Here is a 13440-nt window from a genome sequence, read left to right as displayed (position 1 = left end):
ACTAACTAAGCTATAATTCTCATCCGATATGAAGATCGGGATTTTCACCTGCAATTACAGACCCTTATTATCGGGACCGACGACCTCCATTGATGCTTTTACCGGGGAGTTTAGAAAACTGGGGCATGAGGTCTATATCTTTGCTCCCTGGCATCCGGATCAGGAAGATGATGGATATGTCTTCCGATATCCGTCCATCCCTGCTTTCGTCAGTCCTCGGTTCAGATTGCCTATAACTTTTTCTCTCCGGGTGGATGGAATAGCCCGGGAGATCGGCCTGAATCTGATCCATGCTCACCATCCCTGGCTTTTGGGACCCCATGGAGCTAATCTGGCCAAAAAGCTGGGTATTCCACTGGTTTTCACCCACCATTCCATATATGAGAACTTCTACCACTATATCCCCCTCCCCAAGTCTGTGGTCAGATGGGGTTCAATTCAAAGAAGCATCTCCTTTGCCAACAAAAGCGATCTGGTCATCGTTCCCACCAGGAGTGTTTATGAGTTGGTAATGGCAAGAGGGGTGAGGGCCAAAGTGGAGATCTTGCCCACCGGCCTTGATCTATCCAGATTTCAAGATCTCAATCCTCAAGCAGTCCGGGATCGGTATGGAATATCCGGAGATAAAAAACTGGTTCTCTACCTGGGCAGAATGTCCCGGGAAAAGGGAGTAGATTTCATCCTGAGAAGCTTCCATCACCTTTTAGCCCGGAGAAGAGATGTTCTGTTGATGCTGACCGGAGATCTGGAAAACCGGGAGATCCCCGACCTGATAGATCAGCTCGATATCAGCAGATACGTGATTCTGACTGGAGCGGTGCCTTACGATCAAATTCAGCACTATTACGCAGCCGCTAACGTATTTGCTTTTGCCTCCTATGGCGAGACTCAGGGACTGGTGTTGGTGGAGGCCATGGGAGCCGGCACACCTGTGGTGGCCGTCGATGCCATCGGGGTTCGGGACCTGGTGCAAAGTGGGTCAAACGGCTTTCTTGCACCGAGAGATGCGACTGTGTTCAATGAAAGAATCGAGGCCATTCTGGATAACCAAGAGCTCCACCAGCGGCTTTCGCAGGGCGGTCTGAAAACTTCCCAGTTGTACTCAATAGACCATCTTGCCAAGAGGATGTTAGAGCTATACGGAGAGTTAATAGAGGAACGAAAAGCGGCTGACGGAGCGCCTGGCTGCAATACTTTGGTCTAAAAGAGCCTAAAATTTTACCCCTTATTGGACTCTTAAACCCAGGTGATGCGCTCTTAGCAATTGGTACAAAAGAGTGAAAAATTATTCTCTGAAAGGATAGTGTAGAAAAATAATAAAACCAATCAAGGTAAGGAGAGCAGCCACGGGACCGCAGAGGTATATACCGAAGGGCTTATCAAAGGTATTTCCAAATTTAGATAAGATTTGAGTGGCAATTACAGAAGCAAAGGCAGTGGCTCCTTTAGTTATTAATCCTTGAACTCCCATATACATTGCTTCCCTTCTTAATCCTGTCCGCTTCCCGTCATAATCAATTATATCCGCTAAAATGGCATAAGGTAGAAGTAAAAGACCGGCAACAGGTATTCCAATTATAGCTGCATAGAGCAGTCCTTGATAAAAAGGAGTAGATAGCGGAATTTTCCCAATTAGTAAAACCAGAGGTAAGATTATACTTAAAAGAAACATGGCGCCTAAGAAAACTATTTTTTTACCATATTTTCGCGCTAAAAAATTAACCAGGGGGAAAAATAATACTGAGACTAAAAGTAATATTCCAGAGGAATAACCTACCCATTCCTCCGTAGATTTCATTATCACTACTACCATATAAGGTATTGAGACTAAAGCTATATTAAATCCCAGCCAGAAAAAACCTATACAACATAAATAATAAAGGAAAGGCTTGTTTTTAAAAGAATAGATCAGGCATTGAGTAAAAGATAAGTCTATTTCCTTTGCCTTGCTGTGAGGGGTCTCTTTTATGAAGGCAATAGAAATATAAAAACTTATTAAAGCAGTTATTCCCATAATTATTCCCATAATTTTAAAACCAAATTCTTGAATTAAAATTCCGGATCCTAAGAAAGCCATAAAAAGCCCTAACACCAGAAAATAGGCTCGATAGGTAACTAAATTTATTCTTTCATCTTTACTTTCTGTAATCTCTGGTAAAAGAGATAGATAAGGAGCAATTACAATCGTATAAAAGAAAAAGAAGGCGCCTAAAATTAAAGCAAAATATAAGACATTAATCATTGATTTCTGTGCTACCGGTGGATACCAGAGAGCAACGAAGAATAAAACTAAAGGTAGACTCCCAAACAAAACAAAAGGAATTCTTCTACCACACTTACTTTTAGTCTTATCACTCCAATAGCCCACTAAGGGGCCGGCGATAGAGTCAATAATTCTCCCAAAGGCCATCGCAAAACCTAAAGCGGCAATGGGAGCATAAATGAATAATCCTCTCTCTTCAGCAGGAGCATAGTAATATATGGCCCAGAGAACTATAGTCTGGGTGATTAAGTTGGCTCCTAAGGTTCCCACACTGTAAGTTAAACTTTGGAATAAAGTTAAACTTCCTGGTTTGCCCGCAGGGTTCTCTCCACTTTCCTGTCCAGTAGAACTCACAACTCTTACTCCTTTCGAAATAGTTTCATTGTTAATGAATCCCTCACCGGTAGGGTCGAGGCCTGGGGCGGTGACAGTAGAACAGGCCTGGCCGCTTTGCCCCTTTCGGTTGACTGTGCCTCAAGATCCCGTCCATAGTTCCGTCTCCAGCCCCCGCCACGTCAAACGGAGCATAGAGCCCAAAGTAGCACCGATGCTTCCAAAAAGGACTGACAAAAGATAGGTGATTGGATCGCTGGAAGACCTGGCCCTAGCCACTACAAGCATGGGGGCTGCGGCAAAGAGTATGCCCAAACTTTCAAAGGACATACCGATTCCAAAGCCCCCAGAAATCTGTAGATCCGAGATAACCGTCTGTAAAAAGGCCCAAATACTGCCTATCGTATTGTCCTCTCCATAATCATCAATTCTCCCCCGCTGATCTTCATCTTGCCTACCTCCCGGAAACCACTTTTTTGGTACAACCGGCGAGCCGGAAGGTTGTCAGTCCGGACTTCCAGGCGTACAGCAGCTGCGCCTTTATTCTTTAATATTTCCATTCCTTCTCGGATGAGAGAAGCACCTACCCCTCTTCCCTGAAACTCCTTTTTCACCGCTATGCAAAGAACCCTGGACTCGGACTCAATGCCTTTTTCTTTGGATCTCAGGAAGATCAGTTTATCTCTAAGCACTCTTACTAGGGGAACCCACCTGAATCCGTACTCCCCTCTCAACCAGGCAAACTTCCATTTTAACCAGTAGCCTCCGGTGAAGAACTTTCGAAAGAGTTGAGAAGTATTATGGGAAACTATTATATATCCGACCACCTTATCTGCTACCGTAGCCACGATGGCTTCCTCTCCCGGGATATCTATTAGAAAAGAAAATAGATCCTCGCCCAGCTTCCTCCTGGGAGTTCGTCCCAGGACAGCTATAAGTTCCCGGTTGAAGCCTTCTTCGAATATCTCGGCCAGGGCGGGGAGATCTTCCTTCCTGGCAGATCTTATTGTTAACTCAGGAACAAGCTTCTCCATAGAGGGTGTCCAAAAACTAAGGGCATTTTGCCCAAGGTGGGGAATTACTCCTACATGAGATCTGATTTTGAGGTCAATGTGGGAAGTTTTATGCGAAATTAGCTCCTTTTTGGGGGCGAAGTGGGAGATGAGTTTTTGAAATTGGAGTTTTTAGACAGCCTCCATACTGTTTCGTCTCTTTTTTTATAAAGATCGATAGCTTTTAGTTTACCATTTTCTGTCTCCGTTGAAAGATCGTAGCTCCTCCATTGAGTCCCGACATTGATCAGAAAAGGAGGAGGAATAAGGGTGCTCATAGCCAGCAGAGTGAGGTGCAGATTTCCGGTTTTAGCCTCGCCTCAAGACAAGCGGGGTGCAACCAATACGGTTGAGTAATGGCTACCTGCCGGCCACAGTCATCTTTCGCACAAGAAGGGTAGGCGAGCCTACGGAGCCCCCTACGGGAAATAGTCTCAGATCAGAGGCTACCCCATCGATGTCCTTGAGCATAGAAAGGATATCCGAGGCTATGGTAACCTCTTTGACCGGCATGCTGAGCTGGCCATTTTTGATCCACATGCCTTTAGCGCCTACGGAGAACTCTCCGGAGACAGGATTCGCTCCAGAATGTACGCCCTGGATCTCCATAACCAGAAAGCCCTCCTTTATCGATCCCAAAAGATCTTCTCTTGGCGTGATGCTGGGCAGGAGCACGAAGTTGGAGATGCCTACCTCCGGAGCTCCTCTAAAGGAAGGGCGGGAGGCGTTGCCGGTGGACCTGCAGCCAGCCCTGCGGGCAGTGCAGGTATTGTGTAAGAAAGTGGAGAGGATGCCGCTATCTATTACCGGAGTCTTCCCTTTGGGAACACCCTCACCGTCAAAAGGGTTACTTCCCAATCCCTCCGGGAGAGTACCGTCATCCACTATATGAACCAGGTTTGCCGCAATCTGGTGCCCTAATTTGTCAGCAAAAAGGGACCTCCCTTTCTGAACCGCCTCCGCGGAGAGAGCTCCGGCGATGACTCCTATGACCTCGGCAGCTACCTCCGGGTCCAGAAGTACAGGGACCACGGCTGTCCTGACCGGTTGGGCACCCAGAAGCATGATGGCCTTGGAAGCTGCCTCCTCAGCCGTTTTTTCCATCGACAGGTCAGCCAGCTCTCGGCCCACGGCATAGGCACTGGCACTGGAGATGTCACTATTCTGTTGGGCCAGAACGTGAAGGTAGATAAAACAGTCAGATCTCCTGTAGTGGCCATAAAAACCTTTGGAATTAGCGATGGTCACTTCGGTGATGCCATCGGAGTAGATCAGAAGGTCCACCTCTTTTACTTTGGGGCTGTAGTCAAAGGCAAGCTGTTCCAGACTGAGGGCCAGATCGATCTTGGTTTCGGTGGATGTCTGGGCCAGGGACTCTCTGTAAATATCCAGGGATGGGGGCTTCTCCACTTCGGGCAGAGCGTTATGTAAATCTGCCTCCGTGGCCCGGGCATTGGAGAAAGCTGCACTGAGGCATTCCTCTAGAGATCTATCATCTAATTCGGTGGTAAAAGCATAGCCCAGGGCTTTATTTACAAATACCCGGGTGCCCACGCCCAGGGACTTCGAAGTAGAGACCGATTCAGCTTTGCCCTGGAATACCTTTATCCGCTGGCTGCGGGAGCTCTCCAGGTAAACCTCTATTTCCTGAACACCTCTTCTCTGGCCTGACTTTATGATCTTCTCACAGATCTCAGAGGCACGCATCTCTATATTCCTCCTTGGGTCCCGCCCACGGTTAGCTCTCTCACTCGTAGAGTGGGACAGCCGCTTCCATCGGGGATTCCCTGTCCCTCTTTCCCACAAGTGCCCGGTGAGATTTCCAGGTCATTTCCGATCATGTCGATCTCGAACAGAATCCGGGGGCCGTTGCCGATGAGAGTGGCTCCCCTGACCGGGGTTGAAATTTCACCTCTTTCTATCAAATAGCCCTCGCTGACCCCGAAGACAAAATCGCCTGTGGCCGGATCGACCTGCCCTCCAGAGAGAGTGTGGGCATAAAAACCCTTTTCGGTAGCTTTGATTATATCTGCCGGCTCAATCTGGCCATTGCAGATATAGGTGTTGGTCATCCTGGGAATGGGAAGATGCTGATAAGATTGCCGTCTGCCGTTGCCCGTCGCTCTCTCTCCCATCCTCTCCGCCCAATAACCGTCATAGAGGTAATTTCTGAGAATCCCCTGTTCAATAAGCAGCGTACTTTGGGCTGGATTACCCTCATCGTCAAAGCCGAAGGAGCCCCAGGAATTCTTCAGGGTGGCATCATCCATGGCCGTAACGATCTCGCTAGCCACCCTTTGCCCCCTCTTGCCGGCATAAACAGAGGCATTTTTGTAGATGTGGTCTGCCTCCAGACCGTGACCACAGGCTTCGTGGAAGATGGTGCCGCCGCTTCCTTTGGCGATAACTACAGGCATTCTTCCTGAGGGAGCCGCTATGGCATCTAACATGGTTACCGCAGCCCTGGCCGCCGTGATCGCTGCCTCCTGGGGAGGATGTTGATCCAAAGCCTCATAGCCCTGAAGGTAGGCCAGGGGCTTATAGCCGGTCTGAATAATCTCTTTTCTCCTGGCTATGACGTAAATGATAAACCTGGTTCTGATGCGCTCATCTTCCACCAGGAGTCCCCGAGAATTGGCTATCAGGACTTTTTGTATCTCATCACTGTACCAGGCTATGACCTGAATTACCTCATGGCTGACCTGCCGCGCTGCCTGATCCGTTTTTTTCAGAAGAGCTACTTTATCCTCCTGAGGTACCTCCTGGGGCATAATAGTATCCTGGCCCCGGCAGCTTCTGGCCTCCTTCGCTTTTAAGTTCAGGATTTTGGTCAGAGATGAGCTGTCCAGGGCAGCTAGCAAGGTATCCGCTGTGGTTAGGAGTCCCTTCTCTGTCAGATCATTGGTATAGGCATAGAAGGTTCTCTCCTCTACCCGAAGCCTGATGCCCACTCCCACCTCTCGCCCGCTGGAAGCCCTCTCGATTTTGGAATCCTCCAGCCTCAAAGAGTTGCTTGACCTATCCTCGACGTAAATCTCGGCGAAATCACCGCCGGATCGGAGAGCTCGGGCCAGAACCTTCTTGGTAGTGCTATCGGATATCAATGAATCTCCTCTCTTGAGATCTTAGGTATAGGTAACGCCCCTTTTCCATTGATTCCCGCAAATGTGAGAGACCCCTGTCCTCAGCAGAAACGTAACTACCTTATGAGTCTCAGCAAGAACCCAATATAAGGAAGTTACTGTATTACCGGGAAACCGTCAAGATTGGGAAAAGTGGCAAGAACAGCGGGCAAGCATCAAAAATGGGCTACCTGACCCCTCAATTCCAAACTTTCTCTTTGCCACCACTACTGGTTATGTTAAAATAAGCCCCGTTATCCTCAAAGCAATCCTGTAAATTCAGAACCAGTTTGTCGGATGAGGAGTCCAGGCATAGAAGCGATAGTAGTTCCCCTCTACAAGCTTATCGAAACCTGCGTAGTTTCATCAGTTGGCGAATGGTGAAAACGCAAATCAACCTGGCCAAGAAGGAGTCAGAGTGAACATCTTCCAGGCTCTCATCCTGGGCCTGGTACAGGGTGCTACGGAATTCATTCCCATAAGTAGCTCGGCCCACCTGGTTCTCTTACCTTATCTTCTGGGGTGGGACAACCCCTCTCTGAGCTTCAACATCATGGTCCACTTTGGGACTATCCTGGCCGTAATTTTTCTTTTCTGGAAGGAAATAGGGATGCTTATTCAAGGATTTTTCAGACTTGTTTTCGGAGGAAGAAGGGATGACCCCATGGGCCAACTGGCTCTCTTTCTCCTTCTGGCGACCCTACCAGCAGTTATCATCGGCATCAGCGCCAAAAGGTTCTTTGAGGATCTTTTCAATAACCCACTATCCGTCTCCTATTTACTCCTGGCCACTGGCCTGTTGATGTATCTTTCGGAAAGGTGGGCGACTCAGACCAAAGACCTGATGAGACTCTCCTGGATCGATTCCCTTATTATTGGAGTGGGGCAGGCTCTGGCTATTGCTCCGGGTATCTCCCGTTCGGGAGCAACTATATCCTTCGCTCTCTTGAGAGGGGTAAAACGGAATGATGCGGCGCGCTTCTCCTTCCTTTTGGCCATCCCGATTATTGTCGGCACTGCCCTCTATGAAGGCAGAGATCTCTTCCTGAAAGCGGAGAGCTTCAGTCTAACCCTCCCCCTGATAGTCGGCATTGTATCAGCTTTTGTCTCCGGAGCCATCTCTATCCGAATTCTCCTGAAAGTAGTCAGAAAAAGACCCCTTTCTATCTTCTCCTATTACTGCTGGAGTGCAGGTTTGGTCTTCCTGGTCTACTACTTCCTGGTTCATTAATCCGCTGCGACTCCAGTCCTATGTTACTTTCACCTTTCCGCTGCTGAAGTATAGCCGCTGTCTTCATAACGCTGTCACCTCTGACTTGTCCTCCTTCTAGCCCTTTGTAATAATTTTACTATTTCAACCACGATTAAAACTGTAACACTGACTGAAGTGGCAATTAACCAATCTTTAAGATTTAAAGGCACTACCTTAAATATATTTTGCAAAAAGGGTACATATAGTATGGGCAAAATGGTTAGAATGGTGACAAAAAAGGCTAATATTAACCATTTATTACTGAGGAGTCCTAATTTGAATACCGATGTATCCATAGAACGGCAATTGAAGGCATGAAAGGTCCTGACCATAGTCAAAGTAACAAAAAACATAGTCATAGCATATTGTAGTTGGTGCTCTGAAAGCCTTTGAAAATCTCCACTACTACCTGATCCCAGCGTCCAGACAAACACTCCCAACGCCACCACACCAATCCAAAAACCCCCTCCGAGAATATAACCCAAAGATTGACGACTAAATATATTTACTTTAGGATTACGCGGAGGCTGTTCCATTATACCTGGCTCTGGCGGCTCAAGTCCCAAAGCAACTGCTTTTGGGCCGTCCATAATCAAGTTGATATAAAGAATCTGTAGCGCGGTCAGGGGAAGAGGTAACTTCAAAAGAAGGGCCACTACATAGGCGAAGACTGCTCCCATATTACCTGCAAGTAAATAGGTAAGAAATTTTCTAATATTGGCAAATATTGTCCTTCCTTCTTCTACTGCCTTAACAATAGAGACAAAGTTGTCGTCAGTCAAAATCATAGCTGATGCCTCTTTGCTTACATCCGTGCCGGTTATTCCCATGGCCACGCCAATATCTGCTTTTTTTAAAGCTGGTGCATCATTTACTCCATCCCCAGTCATAGCCACAACTTTCCCTTTTTTTGCCAGAGCATCAATTATGCGCAGTTTATGAGCAGGTGAAACCCGGGCATAGACCTGCACATCCTCGACTATTCTTTCAAACTCTTTCTCTGTCAGAGCATCTAATTCCGTGCCCGTCAAGACGCGTCCATTCTCTAGAATTCCTAATTCCTGAGCAATCGCCACCGCCGTCAGTTTATGGTCTCCAGTAATCATAATTACCTTGATCCCGGCTTTTCTGCAGCTTTCTACTGCCTCCTTTACGCCTCTACGCGGAGGATCTATCATTCCCACTGCCCCCAGAAAAACCATATGGAACTCTACCTCATCTTTAGAATAGGTGCTATCCAATTTCCGATACGCTATACCTAAGACACGCAGGGACTCCTGACTCATGCTGTAAGCATCCTTGAGAATAACCTCTTTGTCTTTAGGGGTGATTTCTCGTTCTTTTCCCTCCTGATAAATAAAATCGCAGGTTTGTAAAATTATTTCTACTGCTCCTTTGCTATAGGCAATATTACCTTCGTGGTTTAAGTGGATAGTAGTCATTCTTTTTCGTTCCGAAGAAAAGGGAATTTCGTCCATACGCGGTATCTTACGTCTTAATTCTCGGACATCAATTTTGGCTTTAGTCGCGGCTACTACCAATGCTCCTTCTGTAGGGTCTCCTTTTATGGTCCATAAACCTTTCTCATTACTCAACTGGCTATCATTACATAGGACAGATGCGCTTAAGAGGAGTTTCAGGTGTTCATCATTACTATCTAAAAGTCCTTCCTCTGCAGAGAAATTACCCGAGGGCTCGTAACCTGCCCCGCTGACCTCAATGAAGCGGTGATTAGCCCAGATTTTTCTTACAGTCATCTGATCCTCGGTAAGTGTGCCTGTCTTATCCGAACAAATGATGGAAACCGCACCTAATGTCTCCACAGCCTGAAGTTTTCTAATCAGGGCATGGCGCTTAACCATCCGATGCACCCCTATGGCTAAGGTCATGGTCATTACGGCCGGCAATGCCTCGGGAACTATAGCTACTGCCAGGGCTACTGTCCAGACAAACATCTCCAGGAGGGGATGTCCCTGGATAACTCCCAAGAGGCCCACAAGAAGAGAGACTGTTAAAGCAAATATGCCGATCCACCTGGCGACTCTGTCTATACTAATCTGCAAAGGAGTCTGTTTTTCTTCTATTTCTCCTAACATCTGAGCAATCTTACCGAACTCTGTCTGCATCCCTGTAGCTACCACCACCGCCTGGCCCCGACCATAGGTAACATTAGTTCCCATAAAGACCATATTATTCCTATCGCCTAATGAGACATTCTGTTCCTGAATAACCTGATTGCTTTTGTCCACAGTCTGGGACTCACCCGTTAAAGACGCCTCATCTACTTTTAGATTTATTGCTTCTAAGAGTCGGGCATCAGCCGCAACCCTGTCTCCTGTTCTCAAGGAGATTACATCTCCAGGCACAAGGTCAGAAGCAGCTATCTCTTTCTCCTGGCCCTCTCTAATTACCCGGGCTTTCAGGGCTGCCATTTTCTTCAAGGCCTCTAACGCCCTCTCTGCCTGATACTCTTGCACAAAACCTAACCCCCCAGCTAAGATAACAATCGCCATTATGGCAATTGCCTCAAGATGTTTGCCAATCATCGCTGAGATAACCGCGGCAATAATAAGAACCAAAATAAGAAAACTCTTAAATTGGCCTAAGAATATCTTCCAAGGAGAAGCCTTTTCCCCTTCCCTTATCTGATTCGGGCCAAATTTAAGTAGCCTTGCCCTGGCCTCCTGAGTGGTCAATCCAGATTCGCCTGTTCCCAGCGTTTCAATGACTTCTTTTATAGTTAAGCGATACCAATCTGTATTATTCATCTATCTATGCTCCAGCAAATAGACTCTCATGACTTCCTCCACCATGCTATGTAGAAGAGAGGCTGCCCTGGCCATGGATTCTTCTAGAGTCAAGGGACCTCTGGCAATGGAAAAGACCGCATCTAGTCCTGCCTCATGAAACAGTTGAGTTTTCTCAGCCACTGATCCGGCGAAGGCTATGGTGGGGATATGCATCTCTCGGGCCTCTCTGGCTACACCTATGGGGGTTTTGCCACTCAAAGTCTGCTCATCCAGCGCTCCCTCTCCGGTAATGACCAGTTGTACCCCCTCGAGTTTCTCCCGGAAGCCCACCGCATCTTTAACTATCTCCACCCCCGGCCGGAGCCTGGCATCCAGAAAGGCCAGCAGCCCTCCCCCTAGACCCCCAGCCGCACCAGAGCCGGGGACATACTCTATCTCCTTTCCCAGATATTCCTTGATCTTCCGGGCATAGTGGACGAGTCCCCGATCCAGAAAGTCTACCATCTCCGGAGTTGCTCCTTTCTGAGGAGCATAGATGTAGGCAGCTCCTCTGGGACCATAAAGGGGATTTTCTACATCGCAGGCTACCTCTACCTCCACTTTTCTTACTCTTTGGTCCAAACCCCTCAGGTCTATCTTTACGATACGCCCCAGCTCTTTGCCTCCCAGGCCCAGCTCCTGCCCCTTTTCATCATAGAACTTTACTCCGAGAGCCTGAGCCACTCCCATCCCGCCGTCATTGGTGGCGCTGCCCCCTATGCCAATAAGAATCTTTTCAACTTCTCGATGGAGGGCATCCCTGATCAGTTCTCCTGTGCCGTAGGTAGTAGTCAACAGAGGATTTCTCTTTTCCTGAGGAACCAACCAAAGACCGGAGGCTGAGGCCATCTCGATGACGGCCGTCTTCCCATCCCCCAGAATGCCGTAGTAAGCTTCAACCCTTTCGCCCAGAGGACCGGTAACGCCGAGAGTTATTATCTGTCCTCCGGTGGCCTCCACTAAAGTCTCCACCGTACCCTCTCCTCCATCAGCCATAGGACAAATTATGGTCTCAATGGAGCTATCTACTTTCTTTATGCCCCTCTCCACAGCCCGGGCTACCTCCAGGGCAGAAAGACATCCCTTGAATTTATCCGGGGCGATTAATATTCTCATACTCCCTACCTTTTCATCATGGTAACAGACAACATTTATCTCATCCTCATTGCTCGGGCCGGCCAAGTAGCGTGGCCACCATACTCCGCAACAACCCTCTCCTCAGGATCCTGTATGGACAAAGGGTCTGGCCAGAGGGTGCACTCTAAGCTCAATAGCTCCTTCCGGACAGAGCTCATCGCAGCAGTAGCATCTTATACATTCCTGATAGTCGATGAGAACTCTTTCCTTCTCTACTCTCATAGCCTGAGAAGGACAGTTATCCACACAGACTCTACACAAAGTACATCGGCTCTCGTTGCTTACCGGCTTGGCGCTGGAGATGTCCTTGAGGAGATGTTTCAGAAAGGGAGGTACCCCTCTTACCACTTCTCTGGTAATCGGCTTGACAAAATCAGAGACCCGCACCTCATCCAGATCTTCTCCCACTATCTCCAGATCCTGAAGTTCCCCGGTCAGGCCTCTTTTCACCGCCGCCAGGTTAGTAGGAACATCCTCCAATCTGTAGCCAATCACCTCAGAAACCACCACATCCAGAGCAACGCTATCAGTGCTGGCCAGGATAAGGTCCAGCTTTCTGGGAACGCCCTGGGCTGGTCCGTTACCTTCCATGGCCACCACGCCATCCACCACGGTCAGCCTGGGGGCTGCATAAGAATAGAGATCCAGAAGCATATCTGCAAATTCTTCTTTTCGGGACATTTTGAGGTGGTAGTTGGCTTTGCTGAGGCCTGGTACCAGCCCAAAAAGGATCTTGATGCAGCAGGTCAGCATCATGAACCCGTGGGTCTTAAGTTTGGGGACAGTAATTATGGCATCCACATCCCGGGAGGCCCGAGCCACAGTCATCTTCCGGTATAGCTTCCCTCCGGGCAGGTTCACCTCTACCACATTGGTCTCAAAGTCGACGATGGGGACACCCTCCTGCCGGCACACTTCTCCAATGCCTGACTCCTTGTAGATTCCCCTTACAGCCGCCTCGGTATTCACTCCACCCGGACTATCTCCCACTACAGGGTGTGCTCCTAGCTCTTTGACCAGATTGATCAGTGCTCTCACCAGGCTGGGGTGGGTGGTCACAGCCTTTTCCGGACGGGCTTTGGCCAGAAGATTGGGTTTGATTAAGACCCGATGCCCCGGCCGAATTATTTCGGAGGGGTCGCAGACCGAGGTAATGCTGGCCCTCACTGCTCTATCGACCATCTCCTGGTCGTATCCCGGGCATCTAATAACAGAAACCAGGGGTTTCATGGACCTTTTCGGATCAGAGCCAGAGCCTTCTCTACTGCTTCGGCGGCATCTTTGGCCCTGATTATAGGATCAGCCACAGGTGTCTCTTTATCCAAGAGCCAGGTCTCGATGCCAACAACCGGCTTCCCGAACTTGAGGGCCAGACCGATCTCGGATAGAGTTCCGAACTCTCCTCCCACCGCGATGACAGCATCGCCGGCCAGAACTCCCAGGGTCTTCCGGGCATGACCCAGGCCTGCGGGAAGAGCTCCCCGAAGCTAGC

At 48.5% G+C, this 13440-nt stretch carries 11 protein-coding genes; 2 read left to right on the top strand and 9 right to left on the bottom strand.

Going from position 1 to position 13440, the window contains the following annotated elements; all coding sequences use genetic code 11:
- Nucleotides 1-28: 28 nt before the first annotated feature.
- Nucleotides 29-1204 carry a glycosyltransferase gene (locus tag HW443_RS01750; protein WP_176235555.1) on the top strand — a complete coding sequence of 392 codons (1176 nt, stop codon included), beginning with the start codon at nucleotides 29-31 and terminating at the stop codon, nucleotides 1202-1204.
- An 81-nt stretch (nucleotides 1205-1285) separates the two neighbouring features.
- Here HW443_RS01750 and HW443_RS01745 read toward each other — a convergent pair whose 3' ends face one another.
- The 5 genes from HW443_RS01745 to HW443_RS01725 form a co-directional block, all read right to left on the bottom strand.
- Nucleotides 1286-2617, bottom strand: coding sequence for an MFS transporter (locus tag HW443_RS01745; protein WP_176235554.1), 1332 nt, complete (start codon nucleotides 2615-2617; stop codon nucleotides 1286-1288).
- 120 nt (nucleotides 2618-2737) lie between these two features.
- Nucleotides 2738-2926 (bottom strand): hypothetical protein, encoded by a 189-nt coding sequence (locus HW443_RS01740; RefSeq protein ID WP_176235553.1) that lies wholly within the window; start codon nucleotides 2924-2926, stop codon nucleotides 2738-2740.
- 68 nt (nucleotides 2927-2994) lie between these two features.
- Nucleotides 2995-3630 carry a GNAT family N-acetyltransferase gene (locus HW443_RS01735; protein WP_176235552.1) on the bottom strand — a complete coding sequence of 212 codons (636 nt, stop codon included), beginning with the start codon at nucleotides 3628-3630 and terminating at the stop codon, nucleotides 2995-2997.
- A gap of 378 nt (nucleotides 3631-4008) precedes the next feature.
- The gene (locus tag HW443_RS01730) at nucleotides 4009-5355 is read right to left on the bottom strand and encodes a TldD/PmbA family protein (RefSeq protein WP_176235380.1); all 1347 of its coding nucleotides are present in this window, start codon (nucleotides 5353-5355) and stop codon (nucleotides 4009-4011) included.
- A 2-nt stretch (nucleotides 5356-5357) separates the two neighbouring features.
- Nucleotides 5358-6752 (bottom strand): TldD/PmbA family protein, encoded by a 1395-nt coding sequence (locus tag HW443_RS01725; RefSeq protein ID WP_176235379.1) that lies wholly within the window; start codon nucleotides 6750-6752, stop codon nucleotides 5358-5360.
- Between the two features lie 436 nt (nucleotides 6753-7188).
- On the opposite strand from HW443_RS01725, the gene HW443_RS01720 reads away from it, so the two are divergent.
- A complete protein-coding gene (locus HW443_RS01720) occupies nucleotides 7189-8001 on the top strand; it encodes an undecaprenyl-diphosphate phosphatase (RefSeq protein WP_176235378.1) in 813 nt (270 codons plus the stop codon).
- 74 nt (nucleotides 8002-8075) lie between these two features.
- Here the strand turns inward: HW443_RS01720 and HW443_RS01715 are convergent, their stop codons facing one another.
- The 4 genes from HW443_RS01715 to HW443_RS01700 all read right to left on the bottom strand — a co-directional run bounded on the left by HW443_RS01715 (nucleotide 8076) and on the right by HW443_RS01700 (nucleotide 13411).
- On the bottom strand, nucleotides 8076-10790 hold the full coding sequence (locus HW443_RS01715) for a calcium-transporting P-type ATPase, PMR1-type (protein WP_176235377.1): 2715 nt from the start codon (nucleotides 10788-10790) through the stop codon (nucleotides 8076-8078).
- Nucleotides 10791-11927 (bottom strand): glycerate kinase, encoded by a 1137-nt coding sequence (locus HW443_RS01710; RefSeq protein WP_176235376.1) that lies wholly within the window; start codon nucleotides 11925-11927, stop codon nucleotides 10791-10793.
- 102 nt (nucleotides 11928-12029) lie between these two features.
- Nucleotides 12030-13178: a DUF362 domain-containing protein gene (locus HW443_RS01705; RefSeq protein WP_176237849.1), complete on the bottom strand. Its 1149-nt coding sequence runs from the start codon at nucleotides 13176-13178 to the stop codon at nucleotides 12030-12032.
- Nucleotides 13175-13411 (bottom strand): SLOG cluster 4 domain-containing protein, encoded by a 237-nt coding sequence (locus HW443_RS01700; RefSeq protein ID WP_258190439.1) that lies wholly within the window; start codon nucleotides 13409-13411, stop codon nucleotides 13175-13177. The genes HW443_RS01705 and HW443_RS01700 overlap by 4 nt, the downstream gene beginning before the upstream one ends.
- Between the last annotated feature and the right edge of the window lie 29 nt (nucleotides 13412-13440).

Source organism: Candidatus Hakubella thermalkaliphila, from assembly GCF_013281975.1.
In the GTDB taxonomy this organism is placed as follows: domain Bacteria; phylum Actinomycetota; class Humimicrobiia; order Hakubellales; family Hakubellaceae; genus Hakubella; species Hakubella thermalkaliphila.
Note: the sequence above shows the minus strand (reverse complement) of the source record. Positions and strands in the feature narration are given on the sequence as shown.